The 25,434-nt window shown below is 37.9% G+C and carries 26 protein-coding genes, 2 tRNA genes and 1 pseudogene; 11 read left to right on the top strand and 18 right to left on the bottom strand.

Annotated elements, in window-relative coordinates; translation table 11 throughout:
- Positions 1-60: 60 nt before the first annotated feature.
- The 4 genes from EHQ24_RS14540 (at position 61) to lpxD (ending at position 2,607) form a co-directional block, all read left to right on the top strand.
- On the top strand, positions 61-300 hold the full coding sequence (locus tag EHQ24_RS14540; RefSeq protein WP_322113120.1) for a (2Fe-2S)-binding protein: 240 nt from the start codon (positions 61-63) through the stop codon (positions 298-300).
- Positions 297-938: a RibD family protein gene (locus EHQ24_RS14535; protein WP_135602284.1), complete on the top strand. Its 642-nt coding sequence runs from the start codon at positions 297-299 to the stop codon at positions 936-938. The genes EHQ24_RS14540 and EHQ24_RS14535 overlap by 4 nt, the downstream gene beginning before the upstream one ends.
- 80 nt (positions 939-1,018) lie before the next feature.
- Positions 1,019-1,456 (top strand): DoxX family protein, encoded by a 438-nt coding sequence (locus EHQ24_RS14530; protein ID WP_135602283.1) that lies wholly within the window; start codon positions 1,019-1,021, stop codon positions 1,454-1,456.
- Between the two features lie 92 nt (positions 1,457-1,548).
- Positions 1,549-2,607 carry a UDP-3-O-(3-hydroxymyristoyl)glucosamine N-acyltransferase gene (gene lpxD / locus EHQ24_RS14525; protein ID WP_135602282.1) on the top strand — a complete coding sequence of 353 codons (1,059 nt, stop codon included), beginning with the start codon at positions 1,549-1,551 and terminating at the stop codon, positions 2,605-2,607.
- 124 nt (positions 2,608-2,731) lie between these two features.
- Here lpxD and EHQ24_RS14520 read toward each other — a convergent pair whose 3' ends face one another.
- Genes EHQ24_RS14520 through mazG form a run of 3 tightly spaced genes read right to left on the bottom strand, consistent with a single transcriptional unit; the run spans position 2,732 to position 4,579 of the window.
- Positions 2,732-3,193 (bottom strand): hypothetical protein, encoded by a 462-nt coding sequence (locus EHQ24_RS14520; protein ID WP_135602281.1) that lies wholly within the window; start codon positions 3,191-3,193, stop codon positions 2,732-2,734.
- A gap of 14 nt (positions 3,194-3,207) precedes the next feature.
- Positions 3,208-3,663: an LIC_13241 domain-containing protein gene (locus tag EHQ24_RS14515; protein ID WP_135602280.1), complete on the bottom strand. Its 456-nt coding sequence runs from the start codon at positions 3,661-3,663 to the stop codon at positions 3,208-3,210.
- Positions 3,664-3,673: 10 nt separating this feature from the next.
- Positions 3,674-4,579, bottom strand: coding sequence for a nucleoside triphosphate pyrophosphohydrolase (gene mazG, locus EHQ24_RS14510; protein ID WP_135602279.1), 906 nt, complete (start codon positions 4,577-4,579; stop codon positions 3,674-3,676).
- A gap of 83 nt (positions 4,580-4,662) precedes the next feature.
- Here mazG and EHQ24_RS14505 point away from each other — a divergent pair, with 83 nt between their 5' ends.
- Positions 4,663-5,175, top strand: coding sequence for a DUF6580 family putative transport protein (locus EHQ24_RS14505; RefSeq protein WP_135602278.1), 513 nt, complete (start codon positions 4,663-4,665; stop codon positions 5,173-5,175).
- A gap of 14 nt (positions 5,176-5,189) precedes the next feature.
- On the opposite strand, the gene EHQ24_RS14500 is transcribed toward EHQ24_RS14505, so the two are convergent.
- Genes EHQ24_RS14500 through EHQ24_RS14485 form a run of 4 tightly spaced genes read right to left on the bottom strand, consistent with a single transcriptional unit; the run spans position 5,190 to position 10,120 of the window.
- Positions 5,190-6,140: an alpha-L-glutamate ligase-like protein gene (locus EHQ24_RS14500; RefSeq protein WP_135602277.1), complete on the bottom strand. Its 951-nt coding sequence runs from the start codon at positions 6,138-6,140 to the stop codon at positions 5,190-5,192.
- A complete protein-coding gene (locus EHQ24_RS14495) occupies positions 6,137-7,723 on the bottom strand; it encodes a 7TM domain-containing protein (RefSeq protein ID WP_135602276.1) in 1,587 nt (528 codons plus the stop codon). The genes EHQ24_RS14500 and EHQ24_RS14495 overlap by 4 nt, the downstream gene beginning before the upstream one ends.
- A gap of 1 nt (position 7,724) precedes the next feature.
- A complete protein-coding gene (locus tag EHQ24_RS14490) occupies positions 7,725-8,294 on the bottom strand; it encodes an ATP-dependent zinc protease family protein (RefSeq protein WP_244310435.1) in 570 nt (189 codons plus the stop codon).
- 17 nt (positions 8,295-8,311) lie between these two features.
- On the bottom strand, positions 8,312-10,120 hold the full coding sequence (locus EHQ24_RS14485; RefSeq protein ID WP_135602274.1) for a chloride channel protein: 1,809 nt from the start codon (positions 10,118-10,120) through the stop codon (positions 8,312-8,314).
- Positions 10,121-10,208: 88 nt separating this feature from the next.
- Here EHQ24_RS14485 and EHQ24_RS14480 point away from each other — a divergent pair, with 88 nt between their 5' ends.
- The gene (locus EHQ24_RS14480; RefSeq protein WP_135602273.1) at positions 10,209-10,913 is read left to right on the top strand and encodes an LIC10920 family plasminogen-binding lipoprotein; all 705 of its coding nucleotides are present in this window, start codon (positions 10,209-10,211) and stop codon (positions 10,911-10,913) included.
- 24 nt (positions 10,914-10,937) lie between these two features.
- Positions 10,938-13,142, top strand: coding sequence for an ATP-binding protein (locus EHQ24_RS14475; protein WP_135602272.1), 2,205 nt, complete (start codon positions 10,938-10,940; stop codon positions 13,140-13,142).
- Here EHQ24_RS14475 and EHQ24_RS14470 read toward each other — a convergent pair.
- From EHQ24_RS14470 to EHQ24_RS14455, 4 genes are read right to left on the bottom strand one after another with little or no spacing between them, the layout of a single operon-like run.
- Complete coding sequence (locus tag EHQ24_RS14470; RefSeq protein WP_135602271.1) at positions 13,139-14,092, bottom strand: polyprenyl synthetase family protein; 954 nt, start codon at positions 14,090-14,092, stop codon at positions 13,139-13,141. The two genes, EHQ24_RS14475 and EHQ24_RS14470, sit on opposite strands and share 4 nt — an antisense overlap.
- 3 nt (positions 14,093-14,095) lie before the next feature.
- Entirely contained in the window at positions 14,096-14,989 is an 894-nt protein-coding gene (locus EHQ24_RS14465; RefSeq protein ID WP_135602270.1) for a transglutaminase-like domain-containing protein, read from the bottom strand.
- A 49-nt stretch (positions 14,990-15,038) separates the two neighbouring features.
- Entirely contained in the window at positions 15,039-15,851 is an 813-nt protein-coding gene (locus EHQ24_RS14460) for a transketolase (protein WP_100741966.1), read from the bottom strand.
- A gap of 9 nt (positions 15,852-15,860) precedes the next feature.
- The gene (locus EHQ24_RS14455) at positions 15,861-16,250 is read right to left on the bottom strand and encodes a hypothetical protein (RefSeq protein WP_135602269.1); all 390 of its coding nucleotides are present in this window, start codon (positions 16,248-16,250) and stop codon (positions 15,861-15,863) included.
- An 84-nt stretch (positions 16,251-16,334) separates the two neighbouring features.
- Between EHQ24_RS14455 and EHQ24_RS14450 the strand changes: the two genes are divergently transcribed.
- Both EHQ24_RS14450 and EHQ24_RS14445 read left to right on the top strand, forming a co-directional pair.
- Positions 16,335-16,409: transfer RNA gene (locus EHQ24_RS14450), tRNA-Thr, on the top strand.
- A gap of 12 nt (positions 16,410-16,421) precedes the next feature.
- Positions 16,422-16,503, top strand: a tRNA-Tyr gene (locus tag EHQ24_RS14445).
- Between the two features lie 282 nt (positions 16,504-16,785).
- Here the strand turns inward: EHQ24_RS14445 and EHQ24_RS19435 are convergent.
- The 7 genes and pseudogenes from EHQ24_RS19435 to EHQ24_RS14410 all read right to left on the bottom strand — a co-directional run bounded on the left by EHQ24_RS19435 (position 16,786) and on the right by EHQ24_RS14410 (position 23,533).
- Positions 16,786-17,175: pseudogene (locus EHQ24_RS19435) on the bottom strand (HEPN domain-containing protein).
- Entirely contained in the window at positions 17,165-17,473 is a 309-nt protein-coding gene (locus tag EHQ24_RS14435; protein ID WP_208725781.1) for a nucleotidyltransferase domain-containing protein, read from the bottom strand. The pseudogene EHQ24_RS19435 and the gene EHQ24_RS14435 overlap by 11 nt, the downstream one beginning before the upstream one ends.
- Positions 17,474-18,073: 600 nt before the next feature.
- Positions 18,074-18,535: a hypothetical protein gene (locus EHQ24_RS14430; RefSeq protein WP_135602266.1), complete on the bottom strand. Its 462-nt coding sequence runs from the start codon at positions 18,533-18,535 to the stop codon at positions 18,074-18,076.
- The gene (locus tag EHQ24_RS14425) at positions 18,535-19,503 is read right to left on the bottom strand and encodes a hypothetical protein (RefSeq protein WP_135602265.1); all 969 of its coding nucleotides are present in this window, start codon (positions 19,501-19,503) and stop codon (positions 18,535-18,537) included. Before EHQ24_RS14425 ends, EHQ24_RS14430 begins: the two co-directional genes overlap by 1 nt.
- Positions 19,504-22,101: a transglycosylase domain-containing protein gene (locus EHQ24_RS14420; RefSeq protein WP_135602264.1), complete on the bottom strand. Its 2,598-nt coding sequence runs from the start codon at positions 22,099-22,101 to the stop codon at positions 19,504-19,506.
- Positions 22,102-22,116: 15 nt separating this feature from the next.
- Entirely contained in the window at positions 22,117-22,989 is an 873-nt protein-coding gene (locus EHQ24_RS14415; RefSeq protein ID WP_135602263.1) for a ChaN family lipoprotein, read from the bottom strand.
- A complete protein-coding gene (locus tag EHQ24_RS14410; RefSeq protein WP_135602262.1) occupies positions 22,973-23,533 on the bottom strand; it encodes a glutathione peroxidase in 561 nt (186 codons plus the stop codon). Before EHQ24_RS14410 ends, EHQ24_RS14415 begins: the two co-directional genes overlap by 17 nt.
- Positions 23,534-23,542: 9 nt before the next feature.
- Between EHQ24_RS14410 and EHQ24_RS14405 the strand changes: the two genes are divergently transcribed.
- Entirely contained in the window at positions 23,543-24,409 is an 867-nt protein-coding gene (locus EHQ24_RS14405) for a phosphorylase (RefSeq protein ID WP_135602261.1), read from the top strand.
- Complete coding sequence (locus EHQ24_RS14400) at positions 24,402-25,400, top strand: SPL family radical SAM protein (protein WP_135602260.1); 999 nt, start codon at positions 24,402-24,404, stop codon at positions 25,398-25,400. Before EHQ24_RS14405 ends, EHQ24_RS14400 begins: the two co-directional genes overlap by 8 nt.
- The last annotated feature ends 34 nt before the right edge of the window (positions 25,401-25,434 follow it).

Raw genomic sequence — 25,434 nt, 5'->3', positions numbered from 1 at the left:
TTGAATTTTCCTTGGTTGAAAGTAATTAAAGAGTTTCCCTCCCTTTCGTAAATCTGTCAAATGAATAGTTCAGGTATGGATCCTTTCGATTTAAATTCCCTTATGAGACCCAAACGGGTCTGTTTATGTCGAATGGTGACGGAAGATGAATTAGTTCGGGCCATCCATGCTGGCGCCGTGACCATGGAACAAATCAGAGAAACCACAAGGGCCTCTACCGGCTGCGGCACCTGCTCCATGCAGGTGTACCACATCCTCCAGCGCGAATTGCAGAATCTCTCACGGAGGAAAATTTCATGAAATTATCGATCAATATGGCCATGACCTTGGACGGAAAGGTCGTTCGACCAGATGGCCGTTGGTATGGACTCACGTCCAGTGAGGATAAAACACAAATGGATGTCTATCGTTCCCAATCCGATGCAGTCCTTGTAGGGAAAAACTCTATCATCAACGACAATCCCATTGTGAAAATCAGAGCGGTACCCAATGCCTTAAACCCAAGGCCTGTCATTTTGGTTCGCAAAGGAACTTTGCCCCCAGACAAACATGTTTTTGAAGAATCTGACCATATCCCTCTCATTATCTGCACAAAGACCAATTTGAAAGAAATCAAAACGAGCCTGGAAAACAAAGCCGAGATCTTTGCTTTGGATTCCGATGACATTGATCCTAAGAAAGTCACAGGAATTCTGAAACGAAAAGGTTATAAAAATGTCCTCCTCGAAGGTGGGCCCAAACTTAACTTTTCCTTTTTGGAAGCAGACCTGGTAGATCGAATTTATTTAACCATTGTGCCCTATATCATCGGTAAAACGGGACTTGCCGGGATTGCTGACCGAAATACGGAACTTCCAGGATTCGATAAGAATGGTTGGACCCTAAAAGACAATTTTACCAAAGGAAACGAAATCTTTCTAGTTTACGAAAAAGGCTAAAATTTTAGAAAAATTAGGATTGACGGATTTCGCCAGTATTAAGTAGTTTGATATTAAACTATTTAGCAATAAGAGGTTCTATGTTTTACAAATTACTCGCAACAAACAAAGACATTACACTTACCATCCTACGTGTAACACTAGGTCTCGTCATTTTCCCACACGGAGCACAAAAAGTTCTAGGTGCCTTTGGTGGATACGGATTCGAAGGAACAATGGGATTTTTCGGAAGTTTAGGAATCCCTTACATTTTTGGCGTTCTTGCTATCGTTGCAGAATTTTTTGGTGCGATTGGTCTCATACTTGGACTCTTCACTCGCCTTGCAGCGTTTGGAATTGCAGCTACTATGGTTGTTGCAGCAGTGCTTGTACACTTACCAAACGGTTTCTTTGTAAACAATAATGGTTACGGATATGAATACCACATCCTAGCAGTGGGCCTTGCGATTCCATTAATCATCAAAGGGGCAGGATCGTTCTCTTTAGATGATATCATTGCACATAAAATCGAAGGTTAATTAGAAAAATCAGGACTAAGACTAGCTAATAGTGTTAGCCAAACTTTGACCTCTCTGATTCCTTGTCTTAAATCATTGATAAGGAATCGGAGATGAACCAACTCAATCTATCTACTCTCCAGTCATTACTCCCAGAAGCAAAGTTTCACAATATAGAAAGCATCAGTTCTGTTTCTTTTACAGGACTCACTTCTCTTAATTTGGCAAATACAAATGAAATTTCTTTCGTTGCCGCTAAAACCTTTGTGAATGAAGCCAAAACATGCAATGCACGTTTACTCATTGTATCTCCTGATATAGTGGATTCCTTAACAGAAAAAGCCTTAATCATCGTCCCAAAAGTAGAACTTGCTACAGCAAAAATCATCCGCCAATTTTTTCCAGAAAAACAACCATCAGGCAAACATAGTTCACATATTGTTGTTGATCCATCAGCTAAGATCGGATCCAACACAGACATCGGACACTTTGTAACCATTGGAAAAGATTCTGTCATCGGAAATGATTGTATCATTGAAGATGGAGTCAAAATTGGAGATCGTGTTCATATCGGTGATGGTGCAAGGATTGGAAAAAACTGCGTTTTCTTCGATGATACAATTGTTGGGAAACGTTTTATCGTATTTGGAAACTCCAGTTTCGGTGGTGATGGGTTCGGATTTGTTTACGCAGAAGGCAAACATAATAAAGTCCCACAAGTAGGTCGTGTTGTGATTGGAGATGATGTGGAAGTAGGAAGTAACTGCACGATCGACCGCGGTGCCCTTACAGATACAACCATAGGTAATGGATGTAAATTTGACAATATGGTTCACATTGCTCACAACTGTAAGGTGGGAGACCATGTGATCATTGCTGGCCAATCTGGTCTTGCAGGAAGTGTTACACTTGGAAACAATGTCATCATTGGTGGTGCTTGTGCGATTAGTGACCACTTAACACTATTGGAAGGAACCATCATTGCCGGTGGGTCAAGCCTAAGAACTTCTCCAAAAACAAAAGATGTGTATATTGGTTGGGATTTAGGACTCACTTTCCCAGAGTTTCAAAAGTATCGTGTGAATATCAAAAACATCGTGAACCTTAACAAATGGCTCAAACGAATTGAAAATGTAGAAAAGAAAGTAGGAATCGAACCAAAAGAATCCTAACACTTCTAATTTTCAGGCACAACCGCCAAAATAGGTTGTGTCTGAATGAAAGAAAACGCCGCCAATTGCTATACCAACACAGCAAATAAAACCACTTCATTTAAATTCAATTTAGTCAATACCGTCATTTGATTGGCAGTGTTCCCTTATAAAATTTAACTTTATCGTAAATTATTTTAGACCCAGTCTCTTCTATTAGTTTGTATGAATAACCATCAGAAAAAGTTTCGGTGATATACAATTTACTCCGTTTATTTATAAGTTTTTTTTTGTAATCATCCGGGAATATTTCATCATTAATTTCGAGTGCGATTCCTTCGGCGACACAAGGAGAAATCCATTTAATAGATGATCTTATATATGAATTAGGATACACTCTGTAATTAATTTCATATGATTTATTTCTTACAATGATCACTTCCCCAAAGCTACTAGTATATACAAAAGTACCTAAATGAAATTTTTCACAATCGCTTTTAGCATTTAACGAATACGTAGACTTAGGATTTAAGAAAACTATGATTGTGATAAACAAGATTACTTTATTCAAAGTTAACCTGATGAAACGATTTATTTTTTGATACATATTTACTTTCTCATTTAAGAAATAGAATCCATATACAATTGGATTCGGTTTTGGATATCGATCAAAATGGATGGATCAGGAAAAGGAACTGGATTTCCTTCTGGATCTGTCCAATGGAACACATCCCCCTCCAGCTTTCGTAAACTCAAATAAAAAATAGGTGCGGGATTTCTTCGTTTTCCTTCCATATCACCTAATCTAAGTGTTACGGAACCCATGTCCGATACTACCCATTCGAACCTCTGACCTTTTTGTTCCATCATCCAACGAATGGGGAATTCGCTGGTCTCATTACCTTCCAATTGGTTCATAGAAAAAGAATTTTTCTTTTCTTCAGATTGATTGTCTTTCTTTCCTTGAATTAGATTCTTCTCGTTTTCGATCTCTGGATATTCGATAACCAACCAACGATACACACGAAGGGACTCTTCTTTTAAAAATGGTAAATCGTTTAAATTCAGAGAGCTCATATTTCTTTATTTACCGATCCAAGTTTTTGTCAGATTGATCTTTAACATTGCCATCAGGATTCTTATGGTTTGAGACTTTATTTTTTAGTTGCAACTTCGCTTGGTCCCAAAACAAATCAAGTTCCTCGAGGGAATGATCCTTTAAAGTTTTTCCCGTTTCTGAAACCAAATCTTCTACAATACGAAACCTAGTTTCAAATTTTTCATTGGCACGGCGAAGGCAGGTTTCTGGATCAATCGAAAGTTTCCTGGATAAATTCACTAACAAAAAGAAAAGATCACCTAACTCGTCTTCGACACGTTCATCATAAGGTAATTTTTTAGAACTAAGGGATCCTTTCGTTTGGAGTTCTGTATCTAGTTCTTTGATTTCTTCTTGGAATTTTTCAAACACACCAGAAACCGTTGGCCAATCAAACCCTTGTTTGGTTACCTTACTTTGGATTTTCTCTGAACGTTGGATGGCAGGGAGTGCCTTTGGAATTCCCGCAAGAATACTTCTGTCAGAATCTGTTTTTCCCTTTTTCTCTTTTTCTTTTTGTTTTAGCTGGTCCCACTGAGTCAGCACCTGTTCCCCAGAATCAATTCCATCTTTGTTTCCATAAACATGCGGGTGACGATAAACCAATTTTTGGAATACATCATTGGCTACATCCTGAAAACTAAAAGCCCCACGTTCCTTTGCCAGTTGGCTATGAAAAGTGATCTGAAAAAGTAAGTCTCCCAATTCTTCTTTTAAATGGTTGTCATCGCCCTGTTCAATGGTATCCACAACCTCGTAGGTTTCTTCGAGTAGATGGGGGATGACGGAAAGATGGGTTTGTTCTTTGTCCCAGGGACAACCTTCGGGACTACGCAAATCAGCCGTAAGAGCCAGGAGATTTTCCAAGGGTGAATCGAAATTAGGAGGGTTCACTGATTGTATTTTTCCCGAACCTTGCTGGAAGCAAACGGAAATTTTATCTTGCGAAAGGCCCCCCCCTTTACGAGTCTATCCCTATGTTCCAATCTCGTGTCTCCGTTGCCATCCTAATGGTGATCGCTACTGTCATCAGCCGTATTCTACCACACCCACCGAATTTTACGCCTATTTTGGCAGTTTCTTTGTTTGCGGGTGCTTATTTGACAGACAGACGACTTGCTCTTTTTGTTCCTATCTTAGCGATGTTTGTTTCCGATTACTTCATTGGGTTTCATGACCTTATGCCAGTGGTTTACGGATTTATGATTTTAGCAGTCCTCTTTGGAAAACAAATTGGAACTTCACTCACTAAGTCTTTTGGATTTACCGTGGTTGGATCGGTTGTCTTCTTTGGCCTCACAAACCTAGCGGTTTGGGCAACCAGCGGAATGTATACTTTGGATGTTTCGGGCCTCGTGACTTGTTTCACACTCGCCATTCCTTTTTTCCAAAACTCCATTGCTGGCGACTTAGTTTATTCAGGAATCCTTTTTGGATCTATGGCTTTCCTCAATCGCACTGTTTTTGTTACAGCAAAACAAAACGCTTAAAAACAGATTTCTTTTTACAACTCTTGAAACATTCGGTGGATCCTGTCTTTGGGGCCATCCGCCGAATTCTGAATCCTCTCCACTAACTGCAAACGATCTCGTAACCCCATCCGATTCGCAATTTGAATTCCAAGCCCTGGTCTTGCATTCATTTCCAGTAACAACGGCCCTCGCGTTTCATCGAGTACGATATCTACTCCCAAATACCCGAGACCAGACATATCATAACAACGAGATGCCATCTCCAAAATAGTTTCCCAATGAGGAATCACTCTTCCGCTTAATGTTTGTTTGGTGTCCGGATGTAGATGGATGATTTTGTCATTACATACTGAGTGAGTCAGAGTTCCTGTGCGAAGTTCTACACCCACACCAAGTGCCCCTTGGTGAAGGTTGGCCCTTCCCCCTGATTCCATTGTAGGCAAACGCAACATAGCCATCACAGGATAACCTAAAAACACAATGACCCGAATGTCAGGAATCCCCCGAAAAGAAATTTCCCGAAAGAAGGAATGGCATTCCAATCGTTCTTGTAATACACAAGAATCAGAATTACCATCCAAGGAATAAAGTCCCGATAAAATACCCGATATATGATGTTGGAGTTCTTTTTCAGAAAGAGTTTTGTCATCTACTTTGTGATAACGAACCAAACCATTAGATCCTTCTGACTCACGAGCTATAACCAGGATCCCATTTCCCATACCACCGTTAGCTGGTTTCACAACAAAACCGGGCTTGTTTTGGACGAGTTCTCGAACATTCCGTATCCCACCGAAGGCGTCTACAATTCCATAATGATGGGGCATGGGAACATGAAACTGTCTGGCTAGTTCAGCCGTTTTCCATTTATCATCCACTAATGGATAATACTCTCTTGGATTATAAGGTAAAATGTATTCACCCACCCTACGATTAATTCCGAGAATTCCTTCTTCCTCAAATTTTTTGAAAAGAGAAATCACGATTTAAAAATTTCCTTAAAACGGAAAAGTTCTGAAACTCGATAACCTTTGTATTGCCCAAGAAGGATTTGAACGGCAATGACAACTAACAATAATTCTGGATGAGTAAAAAAGAGAATTTGTAAAGAACCAAAAAAGAAAATCATATAACTGATGAGTGCAATCAGTAAAGTTCCAGCAAGAGTGACAAAGGTATTCAATACACCTTCCTCAATGATCATAATTGAAAAACGTTCCACAAAAATAGTGGTGATCACAATAGGAAACAAAGTAACGCTCATTTGATTGAAAAACGAAATTTCTTCATTCAAAACAGAAAATAAAATTAAGGTAATGACGGTAATGGTGAGTAGGATGGAAAGTCTGGGCACTGCGAGTAGATAGTATTTATCCAAAGCGTACCTTTCGAAAAATCCAAGTCCAATCATCAAAAGAAAAAAACAAATTCCAAATAAGAGATTTGTTTCATAAAAAAACATAGCAAGTAAAATCGGTGTAAAAATTCCAAAGGTGGGAATCCCAATCATATTCCTAGCCACAGACAAAACCAAAGCTCCAATAGGAATCAAAATCACCAACCGAAACAAATTCTGTAACGGTGTCGGTAAACTATACAAGGAATAATATCTGAGGAAACTATTACTCGATGCCACTTCCTCACTATATTCTTTAAAATTATAACGATTTACATTCGATTTGGTAATGTAGGAAGTATAACGAAAAGTAGCCGGATCTTCACCGAGAGATCTTCTTTCTTCTACGGATTTCCAGAGTGGCAAATAACCATTTACATGCCCGGCAAATATATTTTTGTAAGTTGAAACAAAATACCATTTCCCATGAATTCGGATTTCATTCCAAAAAGTAAGTTTTGTTTTATTGTCCTTTCCGTTTTGTTTTGATAAATCAAAACCAGCAACTGTCCTCGCTTGGATTCCTTTCATTCGACAAAGTAACGAAAACAAAATGGCCTGCGTATACGCATTTCCATTATTCAGACGAATCGTATCAGCAAGTGTGATCTCTTTTGTGGTATTGATAACTTCTTCTGAAATAAAATAATAAATTTGTTTTGCAGCGGCTACATTGTCTTTGTCATAAGGATGAATTTGCTCAAAGAGTTTTTTTGCTAAACGAATTTCTTCTGGAGAGAAGTTTTTTAGAGATAGGTAATACGGTTCTTTGGCTGGTAGTTTTTTATTTTCGGTAACAATTTCTGGTTCTGGATGAGAATGTGTGTATGGTAAAATTTTTATCTTTGCGTAATAACCAATAGATGAATTCCAATCTTCTCCTTCCCAAATTCCCAAATGCCCAAATTGTCTTTTTTGCATTCTAAAATCCAAATCTTCTATTTTCGTATTGGATTTTAAAACTTTGGCTTGGATGAATTGTTTGGGAACAGGAAATGTTACTTCTGAAACGGCCACATTTTCTTTAGGAAGAATCACCACTTGTAAATTGACTGTGTCATCAACTTCTACAGGTAAAAGTGAAAGATCGGCAACATTTAACTTATAAAGAATCGAAATTATAGGCAAAATAAACAAGATCGAAACAGTAATAAAAGTTTTACGATCCAAACTAATCCCCTAATGCGTGTGATAAGGACACATCTACTAAAAATTTTCCCATAAGAAAATTTCGACCAATCAGTATTGGATAATTCAAATTGGTTCTATCATTCAAATTAATGATGACATCTTCTTTGATTTTACCCATCTTCATAACTTCTCGAATCATAATTCGTTTTTCAGAAATTCCAGAAGTGCTAGAAACTTTTGCTTCTTTCACAAATCGACTTTTTAGTTTTACTGGTTTTTCATCCACAAAGGTTTCAAAAACTACAAACTCTTCCCCATTTTCAGTGATCTTTTCAATATTGACCGCATGGATGGAACAAGATTTGGCCCCAGTATCGACCCTGGCTCGAAGTTTGAGTTTCCAATTGGGGAATTCAACCCATTCCACTCTACCCACAATGGGTTTTAAATATTGTGGCGGAATGACAATGGGTTTGATATGAGAATCAGGTTTTTTCTCCACTACTTGTCTTGATCCAAAACAATTAATCACCAGAGCCGTAATCCCAAGGAATACAAAAAATGATAAACGTGGAATCAATTGGTAAATTAGAATATATAAAAATTTCATAAAATGATTAGAGTATCTCATACTGACTTACGTTGTTTATTTTTCACTTCATTTTGGTAGGCATTGAACAAATCAATATACCTCAAATAACCCAGACATTTACCATCTTCAACAATCGCAAGTTTGTCGACATCATATTCTAAAAGAATTTGTAGAGCTTTGCCCAATGTGTCATTTCTGTTAACAGAAGGAACATCTTGCACAATTTCTCCGCAGGTAATGAGATTTTTTAAATCTTCTTCAAATTCTGGAAGGATTCTATTTTTTCGAAGAGATACAATTCCCTTATATTCTTCTCCTGATCCAATGAGAATGAAATCGCTGGCCTGGATCCCTGGTGCATTGGATTGTAATTCAGTCAAAGAAACATGTTCTGAAACCATTGCATATTTTCTAAATTCCGAAAAATGATCGGTGATACGAATCCGATCCATAATGTCTTGGTTCATATCCCAATGGTGAGAAGGTGACAAAAATCTGTTTTTAATTTGGTTTCTGTAAATAGAAAACTTATGAGATAAAACGACAGCAATCACAGAAACAATCATGAGTGGAGGTAAAAGTTCATAACTTCCAATCATATCACATACCATAACCATTCCAGCAATGGGAGCCCTCGCGACACCGGCAAAAAAAGAACCCATCCCCACCAGAAGAAATGGAAAAATAATGATACCTAGTTCTGGAAATAAAGTTTGTGCCATCGCACCAACAAAGGCACCTAACATACCACCAATGGCAAAAGAAGGACCGAGTAATCCACCCGAACTCCCCGAACCCACAGTCACGGATGTAGAAAAAATTTTAAACAAGGCGACCGCCAATAAAAAAAATGGTCCAGAAAAACTAAAACTAGTAGATTCTAAAACTTCACCGTTGATCATTCTTTGGATGAGTCCAAATCCTGAACCCAAAACTTCAGGAAATAATAAGGCAATACAACCAACAATTAGTCCACCAAACGCTGGTTTTAAGAAATTTGGTAAGGGAAGTTTAGAAAAAATATCTTGTACTAAATGATAGACCTTCACAAAGAAAAAACCCACCACATAACAAAGTAGTCCAAGAACAATGTACAAAGGAATATGCCTGTAATCATTAAGGCTATATTCCTGAACGGAAAATATAGACCCACTTCCTGCAATGCTTGTATAAGTTAGATAAGCAGTAACAGAAGATAAAATACAAGGAACCAGAGAGTCACTTTCGATGTCTTCTTGGTAGACCATTTCAACGGCAGTGATCGCACCACCGAGAGGAGCGCGAAAGATCGCACCAAGTCCACCCGCTGTTCCCGCTAACATCAATGTCCTACGAGCCCGAGCACCTGCGCCTAAAAATCCGGCCAAACTAGAACCAACCCCTGCCCCAATTTGTGCCGTTGGTCCTTCCTTCCCTCCTGATCCACCGGAACCTAACGTAAGTATGGTGGCGAGAGCTTTATAAAACGGAACTTTGGCCTGGATTTTTCCTTCTTTGAAATGAAAGGAATAAATGAGTGAATCGGTTCCACCACCTTGGGCTTCCGCACAAAAGAAACTTGTGATGATGCCAACAAAAAGTCCACCAATGGCCGGTAAAAAAAGGATCCAGAAAGGGGAAATCGATACGACATTTCCGATGGAGTGGAAATGCATATCACCGGAAGGAATACCGGGATTGTAACCCATAAGGCTACCGAAAGTAAATGATTCCGTCCAAGTTAAGACCCAATTGAACCCATAGGCGCCAAAACCAGAGAGAAGACCGATAAATAGAGAATAGACATAAATCGACCTCGGTCCCTGGATAGAAAACACTCCTCTTAGACCGAAAATTGAACCCATTCGTCAAGTTTCTGATTTTGTCTAAATTTCCCAAGGAAATTCTGAATCCTCTTGACCAAAGAATGAATTCCTATGACGATTGGATGGTATGTTCCGATTGATTGTTATCCTTTTGGTATTTTCTTCCGTTTTTGCTGCTTGTGGACTTAAAAACGAAAACAAAGCAGAAATATCGCTCCTTGCCGATGGAGAACCTGCTCTCTACTTTTTAGGGGATGTGGATAGCGATATCACTACGAGTTGTGGACAAGCCACTCCAGCAACCACTACGACCACCGGAACTGGCACAACAGGAACCACAGGGACTACATCAACCACAACTAACACACGTTTCACTGTCATTTCGCAGCTTATTTTTAAAACCAAGGAAACTTTAAACCTTCGTTTTACCTACGATAGCACACAGATCCAAGGTAAAATTGATCCCCAACAAGGGTTTGTTCTAGCTGGTGGAGCGTTTGGAAAAACAGTGCAAGGAACACAAGGGACAGTGGAATGGTTCAACCAAGGAATCAACATTGACACTGCTCTCCAAAGTGCCCAACAGATTTCCTTCTTTAATTTAGAAATTACTTTGAATGGAACTTATAGTAACATTGCATCATCTGCTACAACCATTCTCAACTCATGTAATACCTTAGATAGTGTAAACTGTACGTCAGGAACTTCTACAACTCAGTGTTTCACTTCCGACAACAAAACTTGTTTGGTTCAGAACACAACCACTGATGCTAAGTCTGTGATCATTAAAGGAACACTCAAGTGTAACGCACCAAATATCGTTCCACAGTAATACCAAACCAACATAAGTTAAAGTTTGTATCGAATTCTTTTTTTCCTCTTTTTCCTTCCTCTTTCACTTTGGGCGGAAGGAAATTTAGGACTTTGGCATTTAGGAACAAAACCTGATTCAAAACTTTCTGAATTATCTCCCAAAGACTACAACAACCACTTTTACTTCGGCTTCACAGAAAACTATCATTACTACCAAATCCAATTAGAAGAAAATGCATCTAGATATTTCCATTTCGAAAACGGAATGATATCAGAATTAGATCTGACCCTTTTTCAAAATGGTAAACCAGTCTCTAGTATCCAAACAGGACTATTAAGAAAAAAACATCCAGATGTTTTATTTACAGGAGGATTTGTTTTACCTGCAAAAGAAAAAGGAACTTACCTCTTTAAAATTCATTCTGATGATGCACATAGAATCAATTTTACAATTCGAGACGAATTTAGTTTATTTAAGTATACTAACTCTTTATCTCTTTGGCAGGGATTTCATTTAGGACTTTGTATCTTAGTCTGTTTACTTTCCGCAACCCAGTTTGTATTACTTAGGGAAAGAATTTATCTATTACTTACCTTTGCAACTTTATCCATTTTATTCACAAACACCTTACGATCTGGTCTTTTGTATGAGTATGGTGCCAGTAATTATGAATGGTTTTATCGGTATGTACCGGGACTCATTTCTTTAACACCATTTGGTCTTGTGATTTTTTTACGTGAGTTTTTACATACCAAAGAAAAATATCCAAACGCTGATAAATATTTTATCGTTTATGCAACATTTTTGTTGGTTTCCATTCTGATTGTGTTCATAGATTTACAAATCTACTTTCGATTTATTTATTCCAATAGTTTGATTTTGACTACTGTTACTTTTGGATATGCAGTTTATAGTTTGGTGAAAAAGAAAGAAAATGCTAACGTTTTATTTTACGCTTTTTTTGTAAGGCAAGTTAGTACGGGCCTGCTGATTCTAACTAATTTAGGTTTATTACCATCTTACCCTTTCTTAAGTTCAGCCAATGAAATTGGCGCAGCTCTACAAATGACAATTTTTACAATTGCCATTTCAAAATTTCAAATCCAAACAAGAATCAAAAAAGAAGAATCGGTCACCAAAGAAAATGCAGAATTAGAAACGATGGTGTTGGAACGTACAAAGGAAATCCAAACCCAAAAAGAAGAACTGGAAAAGGCTCTATTACAGATTCGTCATACGGAAAGTAAACTTGTGTTTTCAGAAAAAATGTCGGAGTTAGGGAAACTCATTGCTGGTGTGGCTCACGAAATCAACAACCCCTTAAGTGCGATCAAAGCATCCATAGAAACACTCATTGAATCAAAAGAAAATGAAATTAAGAATTTAGGTTCCAAAGAAAATATTTATTCTTCGCTCACAACGTCAGAAATCAAAACCATGAAACAAATATTAAGTTTCCAATCGGACTTTGGACTTGTTGCCAGTTATACAGAGCGGAAAGACAAAAAATCCAGTCTTAAAAAAATCTTCAAAGACAATGATTTAGAATATGAAGAAGCCATAATAGAAAGATTTTTAGATGTAGGGATTACAAACTTATACGAAGAAGAAATCAAATTACTAAAACGGGGACAAGAAAAACTTTCGAATCTAATTTTAGAAGAAAAAAACTTTAGACTTCATTTATCCATCATACAAATCGCAGTAGATCGTTCTTCCAAAACTATTTTGGCTCTTAAAAATTTTTCCCGAGTCACAAAGGCAGAAGAAAGACGAATTTTTACCTTACTTGATAATATTGAAACGGTTCTTACGATTTACCAATATAGAATGCGCGGAAAAGTTTCTCTGAAAAAAACTTTTATCACCGATGCGACCATCCTTGGCTGGCCAGAAGATTTGATCCGAGTCTGGACCAATTTGATTTTAAATGGATTAGAAGCCATGAACCAAAAAGGAAACCTGATGATCACTACGGAACAAAAGGGAAACCGAGTCGAAGTCAAGGTGATTGACAATGGACCTGGAATTCCATTAGAGATTCAGAACAAAATTTTTGACCCCTTCTTCACAACAAAAAACCATGGAGAAGGAACTGGGATGGGACTTGGAATTACAAAATCAATTATTGAAAAACACAATGGGAATATCTACATTGAATCCGAACCAGGTAGAACTTGTTTTTCGGTTTTGTTACCGGTCATTGAATTTATAGATCCGGACGAACCTTTTGTGGAAGAAACTTAAGTCAAACGTTCCAATTGCTCCACAAATAACTGACGTTCTGCGCTTCCTGGAAACTGGTTTAGAAAACCAAGTAGATAGTTTTTTTCAGCACTTAACTCTTTATGAAGTTTTTCAGAAATCTTTTTCGATTCCATGAGGCCAAGAATGTAAGTTTCATCAGCTGCAGTTCTTTCTTCTTTTTTAAAAACAGATTCTAATTTTCTTTTTTCTAGTAGATTTAAGTTTTCTCTCAGAACAAGAACTGGATAAGTATAGAGTCCATTTTTAAAATCTTTTAAAAATTCCTTACCGCTCACACTAGAATCTACAAAATAATCCAAACAATCATCTTTCTTTTGGAATAGTTTTCCAAGCCTAACACCAAAATCTCGGATGAGTGCCTTGTCCTTTTTGGGTTTGCCAGCAAGGATGGCCGCAGACTCAGTACATACTCCAAATAAGGAAGCAGTTTTTCCGTAAATAATGGAATCGTATACTTTCAAAGAAATTTTAGGATTTTTTTCCCATTCCATTTGCAAAAGTTCACTCACAGAAAGATCCTTTAAAACTTGGGAAAAAATTTCCATAAGTTCTGGATTTCCAAGGGAGTTGAGTCGACTGATTCCACAAGCTAACAAGTAATCGCCGGCAAGGATGGCGGTTTTGTTTCCAAACAATGACCCAATGGTTGGTTTCCCGCGCCGAATAGGTGCGTTGTCTACTACATCATCGTGAAGTAAACTGGCGGCATGAATGAGTTCGGCAACACTTCCTACATCAAGCCAACTAACATCTTTTATATTTAAAAATTGGCAAAAAAGATAATGAGAAAAGGGGCGAATTCGTTTTCCACCAGAACTGATGACATGTTTTTTGATTTTTTTGAGAATAGGAATGTCTTCTTTGATGATTCCATCTAAATTTTTATCAAACTTTGCTAATATGGATTGGATACGAAGGTTTGGTTTCATTCGTTATTCCACGTGAGTGGATCGGCTTTCTAGAATCTGCAGGTGATCCTTAATGGTATTTTCCATTTCTTTGGTTTGGTTGTCTCTGTAGATATGGATTAGATTTCTGCACATCCGTTTGATCATGGAAAGAGTAGATGCTTTTGTGAAATACTTAGGTGAATTGGTATATCCATTTGCTTCTAAAAACTTTTCACAGGTAAATTTATCCAACAAAACACCACCATGAAATGGATCGATGTAAGTAAAATATCCTTCTGATTCATATTGCAAAAGAAAATGAAGTGGTAAATTGGTTCCATAAAGTGGAAGCCCCAACCTTTGACCAACTAACAAATACACTACGGAAAGTGAAATAGGAATTCCTAACCTACTTTTGATTACCTGAAATAAATAAGAATTACCGGGATCATTGTAGTTTTGGATATTTCCAACAAACCCTTCTTCTTGGAATAAAACTTGGCAAAGGATTTGCACTTTTAACTCATCTGTCAAATATCCCGAATGATCATCATATAACTCAGACACACGAAGTGCGATACGATCCAATTCTTGTTTGATTTCCGCATAGTTTTGGTCAGGAAAACCAATACTAGAAAGTTGGACACACATCTCTTCTAAATCTTTATAATGATTTGTATTCCCACGTAACGTGAGTTTGAAGAAAGAATGACGAAGTCTATGCCGTGTGATTTCTGATTTTAAACTACGAGCTTGCACTCGAAGGTAAGGATCTTTTACTTCTTCCAATGCAGATTCTAATTGAATCTGCCAAGGAACCCTGGATGCGATGAGTTTTAATAAAAAACGTTTTTTCTCAGGTGGAGCAATTTCCCAATCATACAATAAACGAGTGATATCGTCTGGATAAAAATCAGGAAAAGAAGTTTGTCCCATTAGAAAAACTATCTATATAAAAACAAAATTGTCAATCGAATCTGAAAGATTAAACTAATTCTGCAAGTGCTTGTGCTTCTTGTTCTTTGTTCGGAGGAGTTCCATGCCATTTAGGATTGTTTTCCATATAAGAAACACCTTTACCTAAAATAGTTCTAAACACGATGAGTGTTGGTCCACCGGTATGTTGTTTTGCTTTTGCAAATGCAGCAAAGATTTCTTCCATATTATGTCCGTCTGCATTGATTACGTTCCAACCAAACATCTCAAACTTCTTATCCAATGGTTCTAACTTCATTACTTCTTCAGTATTACCATCAATTTGAATGTAGTTACGATCCATAAAAGCAATGAGGTTATCTGTTTTGAAGTGAACAGCCGATTGTGCTGCTTCCCAAGTCATTCCTTCACCACATTCACCATCAGAGATGCATGTATAAATTTTATATGTCTCTTTTTTTAGTTTCGCACCAAGAGCCAAACCTACAGAAACAGAAAGACCTTGTCCAAGAGAACCCGAACTAGATTCGATTCCCTTCATATAACGAGTGGATGGATGTCCTTGGAGATAAGAATTGATATTACGAAATGTAAGCAAATCTTCTACGGGGAAATAACCGGAAAGTCCCATGGATGCATAACGAACGGCACAAACGTGGCCATTCGAAAGAATGAGGCGATCTCTTTCTGGCCATTCAGGATTTTTTGGATCGTGATTTAATATGGAAGTATAAAGAGCCGCATAGATATCAGCTAAACCAAGCGGACCACCTGGATGACCAGAATTAGCAGCAGTCACCATTTTAATGACTTGGATTCGGATATCTTTTGCAAATTTTTTAGCGACTTCAATTTTTTCCATGAACATTCCTTAAAGCGGTTTTGATTGAAATAAAAACAGACCGGAGATATAAACAATCGTGTACAATGGCAAAAAGATGTAATGCAATTTTACATGTAAGTTCCGTTTTCTTTGCCATCCTAAATATCCCATATACAACATAAGAACAAGCGCTATCGCGGCAAAAAAACGATGGATATGAATCACGATTTCCGGGGCCGTTGGATAAATTTGGTGGATGGTTATACCACCTAACAGATACTTCATGCTCAGAAGATAAACAGCAGCAGAGAGATTTGCCAAAATCCCAAGTGAATTGAAGAACCTATGCCTTTTTTGGTCTCTCTTTCGAAAAAAATACCCCAAATAAAATCCAATTATGGAGATCGTCATTAGAGAATTGACCCAAAACAGTGCCATCTCCTGTCATTCTGAAAGAAACCTTCTCCACTCAAAGAATTTTTATTTGACCTTAACCGCTTTTCACAAAAATTGGATATGCATGCCGCCTTAGCTCAGTGGTAGAGCAGCTGTTTTGTAAACAGCCGGTCGGAGGTTCAAATCCCTCAGGCGGCTCCATGCAACTTCTTCGGGTAGGTACTCAAGTGGCCAACGAGGGCAGACTGTAAATCTGCTGGTTTTACCTTCGAAGGTTCGAATCCTTCCCTGCCCAAATAAAGAAGTCTTAACCACAAACAATTCCCCAACTAACAACAAACCGAAGGATTCGAATAGAACCCGAACGACTGCGACCCCGCGAAGCTTTTATAGAAAGCGTAGGCGAGGTTGGGTGTCGAAGACAACCAAGGGTGGAAGGAGAAGTTTCCGCATGGATGCGGAAAAGATCGACGACGGGCCCGCGCGAACGTAGCCAGGATGGCGAAGCGAAGGGTGGGCGAATGCCTTCCCAGCCCAAACTAAGTACCTGTTATGCGTGGTCGCCCATTTATAAAAATCAATTTTTAATTAAATGATTAGCCCATTTAAAAACAAGTTCAGCTAATTCAATTGCCTTTGCATATTCAGCTTCAAAAATTTCTTTATAATCACCTGGATACTGAGTAGAGAAAGCTAAGTCTGTAAAAATTGCAAGCTAATCGAAGAAACTAGGTTTTTCAATTCGATCAGGTAAAGAAAGTATTAGAGTTTTAATATTGTGAGTAAACAGAAATTCGACATTCTCTTTAATCAAGACAGCTTTTAAAGATTTTTCAGCAGTTTGTTGAGCATGAAAGCAAAGTTGGTTCAGTAAAATATCATTTCTATCACCAAGTTTTGCAAGAAGTAAGTCGCTTTTTGCATGAACTAACCAAGCCTCTGGAGAACCTGGGTCATCATGCTGCATAAAGTTCTAAACCATCTTGAAGAGCATGAAAATAAATTAAATAACGGTTATTTGAATATTTTTTGAGAGTTTCCGGAGTTGCCACTACAATATCAAATGAGATTTTGATATGATCTACCTTCTTATAAAGATATTGTGCGATTTCTCTTTTATTTGTACCATCAGGCATAATAATTAAAAGATCGTAATCACTATTCTTTCCGGCAGTGCTAGTGGCTCTTGATCCAAAAAGGATAATCTTTAATGGATTTACGAGTGAAATAATTTGGCTTTTTAGAATTTCCAACTCATCTTCCATAGCCAAAGAATACAACGATTTAATAAAAAATCAAGTAGGAATCCGTGATTCTTTTCATCTTAATTGATTCAGTATGATCAAACAGTTTGCCATATCAATTGACATAGATTATGTCAATTTCAGATATTTCAAAAAACAAATTCATTCATAAAAACCTGGGAGGTATTGATTTTCTTCGCGTTCACCAACGGAACAGTCTGTTAGAATCACAATGATCACCAGACAAAATTCCTTTCGAATCTGCTTCATATCTATTCACCTAATACCCAAAATGCGAGATGTATTCAGACTTTTGATCCGTGCAATTGACGATGGAGAACAAGATCCATAAAACAACGCCAAGGTACTTTGGTAGCACCGCACACACGAATATTCTCTTTTGATTATGACCAATTTTCGACTCAATCTTTCGCACTTTCATACTTCCGAAAAAATATTCGTAAATTAGAATATGAATCAACTCTATTATCCATACAAACTTTCCTTCAAAACGTTTTGGACGGAATTCGAACGTTTTTCAAACAGAAAGAACGGTTTTTGGAAACTTTTTTATCTGATCATTTGTTTGAATGAATTGAAGGATTATAAATAACAGAAAATCTAAATCATCCAGTTCTGAATCTTCGTGCGATAGAAAAAATAAGCTCCATCTTTTTTTCTCTGCAACTGCACCCCGAACTGACCGCGTTTGGAACGAACAATGGAAACCAAATACAAAGGCTCTTGTCCTTCCCAGGATACAGTAGGAAACAATTGTTTGCCCGAGGAATCATAGAAAGCCCACTGCGTTTCTTCTGTGTCTGTTAATTCTTCCGTAAAGAACTGGTCTAAATTCTGTTCCGCTTCTGGTAAAAATTGACAGGTCACCGACGGAGCGATTTGATTGCGTCCAAATACATGCAATGGTTTCTGTTTGCAAAAACGAATTTGATCCCTGGAAGATCCCACAAGTTCTAATCGTAGATTCTGTTCCGGTGTGACTAAAAAATTAGAGAACACGGGATAGATGGAAAATAGAATCAAACAAACTACAAAAATAAAGGAAAGGGAGAATGACTTCATTAATTAGTCCCCGGAAAGAGTAATGTTAAAAATTCATTTCCTTCTCTTTCGGCTAAAATACGAATGCTTGGTTCAAACGGTTTCCATGAATTGTTGGCATTTGGAGAACAATAAAAATGCAAAAGAGTTTCGATTTCATCTGTGGAAGATGGTGAAAATTTAAATGTAGAGCACATTTCTTTGGCATTACCTTTTAAAACAAGGGATTTCGTTGTTTCTAAATCGGCTCTCGGTTTGGAACCAAAACTTCCACTCATTCGAAAGTAACGCGCCGATAAATCGTATTCTGATGTTTGGCGGTAATAAACACCCATCAAATATAAAACATCCGATTTTTCCTGGTCAGATCTTTCTGCTGCAGATTCACCCAAAATGGTTTTTAAAAATTCCTTACCGGAATCGGCTCCTATTTTAAACTCAGAAATCCCTGTAAACAAAGGAGTTTTTGCCATTGCCGGGTTTTCTGCATAAATCGATAAAATCACTTTGTATTGTTTTCGTTTCAAAAGAATGATCGAGGCAAATTCATATAACTTTTGTGAGTTGGTAATTTTCAGATGTTCTGATAGTTCCGTAAATTTATCAGGAGCGGCCTTGGCTGCGAGCACATAAGTTGCAGAAAGTTCAGAAACGGTGATTGGTTTATAAATTTCGCTTAAATGAGTCCAAATCCAACCTCTTTCTTTCGAAGGGATGAGTGAAGGGAACTTACTACCTAAAAACAATGCATCTAATAACTTTCCGTGTTTTTTATACAAAAAGAAAAGCCTGGATACTACTGCCTTTTGTAATTTTCCGGATGGTTTTTGTGTTAATGCTTTTTCATACAAAGGGATAGCGAAAAGAGTATTCAACTGTTCCATCTCATACCCTTCTTCGTAAAAGGAATTAGCAAACAAAGATGAAGAGAACCCAAACAAAAAGGATATTAGAATGGAACAAATGAATGTTTGGTTTATCAATTTCATTTAATACAATCCTTTCATCAAATCTTTGTTCTCTGAATGTGTTGCCTTATGGTCTTCCGTACAAATTCCTTCAGGAGGATAATCAGAAAGATAGAGTTCAGTTGCCACTGGACAATTGGTTCCCGCTTGTTTTCCAGTCAGCGAACAGATTTTATATGGTTTTGCATACACAGGTTGGCTGAATTGGATTTTAGGAATGATGTTTTTTTTATCAATGGAAGATACAATTTCTCCCCAAAGTGGGGCTGCCACTGCCCCACCTAGTCCACTGGGGCCCATTCCAAATTTTGGATTGTCATAACCAATCCAAACAGCCAAAGCCAAATCAGGTCTTGCACCCACAAACCATGCATCTTTGTAATCATTTGTGGTTCCTGTTTTACCAATAAGATCACCCGCATAACCACCGCTACGTACCCCACTGGCACGACCACTGTCCCTAAGTAAAGAGACCATCACTTCAGCAGTGTCAGGACGAATCACTTGTCGTTCCGGTGGAAGTTTTAATTTAAACTCATCGGTGCCACCCACTTCATACAGAACCACACCTTTTGCGTTTTTAATCCTTTGGATGAGGTAAGGCCTTTTGACTGTGCCTTGGTTGACAAATCCTGTAAATGCGGAAGCCATTTCCAAAGGCGAAATTTCTAAGGTTCCAAGTGCCAAAGACAAATCTCCACGATAACGTGCTTTTTTCTCTACATCGTTCGGGAAAAAATATTTTGTAAAGTAACGTTCAATGCCTGCACTACCCAATCGTTCTGCCACTTGGACGGCTGCTGTGTTTTTTGATTTTACAAGGGCCGTGCGTAGAGAAATTTCTCCATCAAAACTTCCTCCTAAATTTTCAGGCGCCCATTCTTTTCCACCACCACCTCTGTAATACAAAGGAGCATCCAAAATTCTTGTACCTGATTGAATGACACCAGCATCAATGGCTGATGCATATAACACTGCCTTGATGGAACTTCCCGTTTGTCTACGCATTTGAGTGGCACGGTTGAATTGGTTTTGTGAATTAAACTCTTCCCCACCATGCAGAAATAACACCTGACCCGTGTTTGGCTGAATTCCTACAATCGCGGCTTGGACAGAACTCGTGTCTTTTTCGGACTCTAAACTATCAGGATTCCAAACCATTTCATTTAAGATGGATACTTCTTCCATTTTTTGTCGGAATGCTAAATCCATAGGAGATTCCGGTTTTAGTCGGACTCGTTTTTTTTGGATTTTTCCAGATTTACGATTACGATTCAAGTATTCACGAACCATTGGACCAATGAGTTCTTGCGCCCCACGATCCAATGTAGTTTCCACAGTGTAACCACCACTTTCATAAATATTTTTATCTCCTTCCAAGGAAGAAAGAATTCCACGAACATGTTCTGTTACATAAGGAGCAATGTCTTGTCTGGATCCAAAAACAGTTTCATTCGGGGAACGAGTGGATAGGTTATGATAAAAACTAACAAACTTATCACGGTCTAAATTGGGATAAATGCCACGATTGCGAAACATCTGTAAAATGGCGCGAACACGAGTGTAGGAATCTTCCGGATTTTTTAAAGGAGAATATTTATTTGGTGCAGAAGGAAGGGATGCAAGAAGCACCATTTCTTCTTTGCTTAATTCCATAGGATTTTTTTGAAAATAAAACTTCACCCCTTCTCCAAATCCAAAAGCACCATGTCCCAAATAAACATGGTTCATGTAGGTTTCTAAAATTTGTTCTTTGGTGAGAACAGACTCCAATGCAAAAGCCAATTGTGCTTCTCGCCATTTACGATTTAAACTTTTACGACGATCATCCAAGATAATTCTTGCTAACTGTTGCGTGATGGTAGAGGCACCTTGTTTATAACTTAAATTGACAACATTTTTAAAAAAGGCTCTAAGGATGGCCGAATAATCAATCCCACCATGGAAAAAAAACTTTTGATCTTCAATATTCAAAAGAATAGAGATCATATCTTCTGGATAATCTTGCAAACGTAAGGTGGAAGTTCTCTTCTGAAAAATTTCGCTCACCATCTGCCCATTCCGATCCAAAATTTTTGTAGGAATGTTTTTTGATAGAGATTCTAAATACAGAGGCACTTCTTTTTTAGTAGCCAGCACTCCAGCGACAAAGTAAGAGAACCCAAGTATAAACAAAAATAAACAAATGGAAGTGACGGTAAACGTAAGTTTCAGATAAGAAAATCTTTGTGACTTACCCCGTCCACTGTTAACACCGCTAAGTCGTTGTTTGAGTGGTTTTGGTTTGTAGGTCCTAACTTCCGGTTCTCTTTCAAAGACTACCTTTCTCTCCCAAAAAGGTTTGGACTTAGATTCCAAGTTTTCTTTACTAAAATTTGGTTTTTCAATGGATTCCGTTGGGATTTTAAAAGACTGAAACGATTGGGCTGAGTTAGAAACTACAGGTTCTTTAGGAACTACCTGCAGAATTTCAAATCGATAATCGGAAAAATTAAGGATTACCTTCTCTTTGCAATGAGCGCACGTTAGCTGAAATTTACCTTCCTTCGGAACTGGCTCCGGTAAACGTGATGCTTTTTGGCAATGAGGACAGAGATATTTGGGAGAAGGTGCCGACATAGGTTCTCCCTATTCTTATCGGTCGTTTGTTAAAATTACAAAATCAGCGATTTTCACAAAATCCCGGCTTTCTTCCCGATCTTTGACAAACCCGGAGATGACTAACACAGAAAGCCCCATTTCCCGTAGTCTATGCACGACACCACCGTTCCGATCGGAATGAAATCTACCATTCAGATGGACTATTTTTTTTCCCGTTTTATAAAATTCGCGCGAAACTGATTCCGCCATCCCTTGGTCCCAGGTGGCTTGGCCGAGAACCAAATGGGGATTTCCAGAACCGTGGCCTGCGCTGTGCCCTCCGGCAAACAATTCATTTAACCTCTGTTTGTAATCCTCGGTTAAATATTTTTCTAAACTATAAGCAGGGGGAAGGAAAGTAAATGCCGAATCAGAAAATTCACGGTAAGCGGCCAAACCCTTTCTAGAAATTAAATTGACATACCGTCTTGGCGGATTGGCGGCAACCACATTCAATTTTTTATCTTTCGCAAGTAAAACTAACGGCAAATAATCGGTTTTGAAGGATTTCCAATGAGATGTAGAAGTAAGGAAATGTGATTCGGTGATGGTTCCTTTTAGAAATTCGTTGGTTATATTTTGTCCATCTTGTTCCAACATCTCCAGTGACAAGGAAGTTGGTTCTAAATCAGAAATTTCTTTAAATAAAGTTTCGTAAAAACGATGGAGATTCTGGTTGTCATGTTCTTCCCCAAAAACAATGACATTGTATTTGGAAGATTCTTTTACAATATCAGAAATGGAAACGGTTTCCGCCGTGGCAGTCCGAACAATTTGTACGGTTGCTGAACCACTCTCGGCAGAAATTCCAAAACTAAAAAATAAAAAAAGAAATGCTAAAACAAAACGATTAAAGAAGATTCTCAATGGCTTGTTTTAACTCCGCAGATTCCGGTTTGGTTCCCGAAGGGAATCTTCCTACAACGTTTCCATTTTTATCAATTAGGAATTTTTCGAAGTTCCACTTCACATCCCCTTTTTCTTTTGCATTTTCAGTTAAAAACTGATAGATGGGATCTTTATCGTTTCCAAGAACTTTGGTTTTTTTCATCAGATCGAAAGTGACACCAAAATTTAACTTACAAAACTCAGCTATTTGAGTTTCGGTTCCTGGTTCCTGGCCACCAAAATCATTGGAAGGAAATCCAACCACTTTCAAACCTTTATCCTTATATGTTTGATGGACTTTTTCCAGACCATCGTATTGCGGCGTATAACCGCACTTAGATGCAACGTTCACAACTAGGACGGGATGTCCTTTGTATTCGGAAAGAGAAACCTCTTTTCCTTGGATGGATACAGATTTAAGATCATGGAATGACATTTTTTTTCCTCCTGCGTAGATATGGAAACCGGTAAAGAGAAAAATAGCAAACAAAACTTTTCTTTGCATGGAACCCCCCTGTTTCATGTTTAGACTATGCCTGCATTGTTTTTCGCCATACTTTCTGAGGCCAAACCCTGGCTCACAAAATTGGACGCAAAACCCATTTCCCATTCTGGAAAATTTAGGATCTTCCAAAAAGAAAATCATTATATCGTTATCTCTGGAACAGGCAAACTTTCTATAGCTTTGGCAGTTTCCGAATTTGCCCATATCTTCACGAAAACAGAAAGAAACCAGATGAAGGTTTGGAATTTAGGAATTGCAGGTTCAACAAACTCCGAACATACATTAGGTGATTTTTTCTGGGCCAACAAAATCACGGATGTAAGTTCACAGAGGGATTTTTATCCAGATCGTATTTTAAATTCAAAATTCCAAAAAGAAACAAATCTCAAAACTTTTGATAGACCAGTCACCAAAGACCATACAAAAGATCGTTTTCTATCGTTAAACGAAAACGAATTACAGAATATAAGTCTTGTGGATATGGAAGGCTCTGGATTTTTTGAAGCGGCTTCTCTTTATTTTCCTTTAGAAAACATTGCTGTGGGAAAAGTGGTTTCCGATCACTTAGAAGGAAATTTTTGCAAAGCAGAAGATGTGGAAACCATGATGGCAAAAACAATGGAAGGACTATTCGATGAATGGAAAACACCTCTTCCTTGGGTGAGTGCAGATCCCATCGAATCAATTGATTGGCCTATAGTAGAATCGTTCATTCAAAACTTACGCCTAACAGAGACCATGAAACATGACCTAAAAAAATCAGTTCGTTTCTACAGATTGCGCCATCCCCATTCGCAACTTCCTTTTCCTGAGGAACCTGACAAATCCAATTTAAAATCCAAAACCGATCTCAAAAACTACTTCGACAAGTGGAGGCATTCCCTTCATGTTTAAGTCGTTTTCTCATATCTACATTGAAGATAATATCAAAGATCATTTTCGTACCAAGGAAATTCTAAATCGATTTCCCAATGCCATTCCTATCCCAATTCGACATTACAAAGATAGTTTCAATCGGAATTCCCAAAACTTTAGAATCCAAAAAGAATCTCCCAAGTTGATTTTGGCCGAAAAAAAAGACCAATTTTTATACAAAGGAAGTGATTTTTCACCTAACTTCTCTCATCCGCATTTTTATTACAACACGTTGGCCCTCAACTGCATTTACGATTGCGAATATTGTTATTTACAAGGGATGTTTCCTTCCGCCAATCTCGTGTTATTTGTCAATTGGGAAGATTTTTTTTTCGCTACCAAAGAGTTTTTGGACAAAAATAAATCCTTATACCTCGCTTTATCTTATGACACCGACCTTTTGGCATTAGAATCCTTTTTTCCAGCCACCAAGGCATGGTTGGAATTTGCGGCTAACGAACTAAATTTGAGTTTAGAAATCAGAACCAAGTCAACTAACTACGGTCAAATTTCCAAATACAGTCCGAATCCCAATGTCATCCTCGCTTGGACGATCAGCCCGCAGTCCATCATCGAATCGATTGAACACGGAACTCCATCTTTGCAAGCAAGGCTAAAGGCGATAACTCAAGCCATAAAAGATGGTTGGAAGGTAAGAATTTGTATTGATCCCATTCTCAGAGTGCCCGAATGGCAAACCCATTACCAATCGTTAGCCGACGAATTAGGGAAAGAACTAAACATGGAAGGCATTCTTGACATTAGTATTGGTGGATTTCGGATGAATGTTGATTTTTTGAAGAGGATGACTGATCTCAGAAAGGACTCTTCCATTTTATTTCATGATTTTGAAAAAAAAGATAAAATCGTTTCTTATTCGAAATTAGAAACGGAAGAAATTATCAATCTTATGTCAGGAGCATTGGAAAAACATTTTTCTCCTTCTCAAATAAAAGTCAGTTATTCTTGAATTTTCCTTTTCTTTTCCATCGCTAGTTCTTAAC

The sequence above is a fragment of the Leptospira noumeaensis genome (assembly GCF_004770765.1).
GTDB lineage: Bacteria > Spirochaetota > Leptospiria > Leptospirales > Leptospiraceae > Leptospira_A > Leptospira_A noumeaensis.
This window is presented reverse-complemented; position numbering and strand designations above follow the sequence as displayed.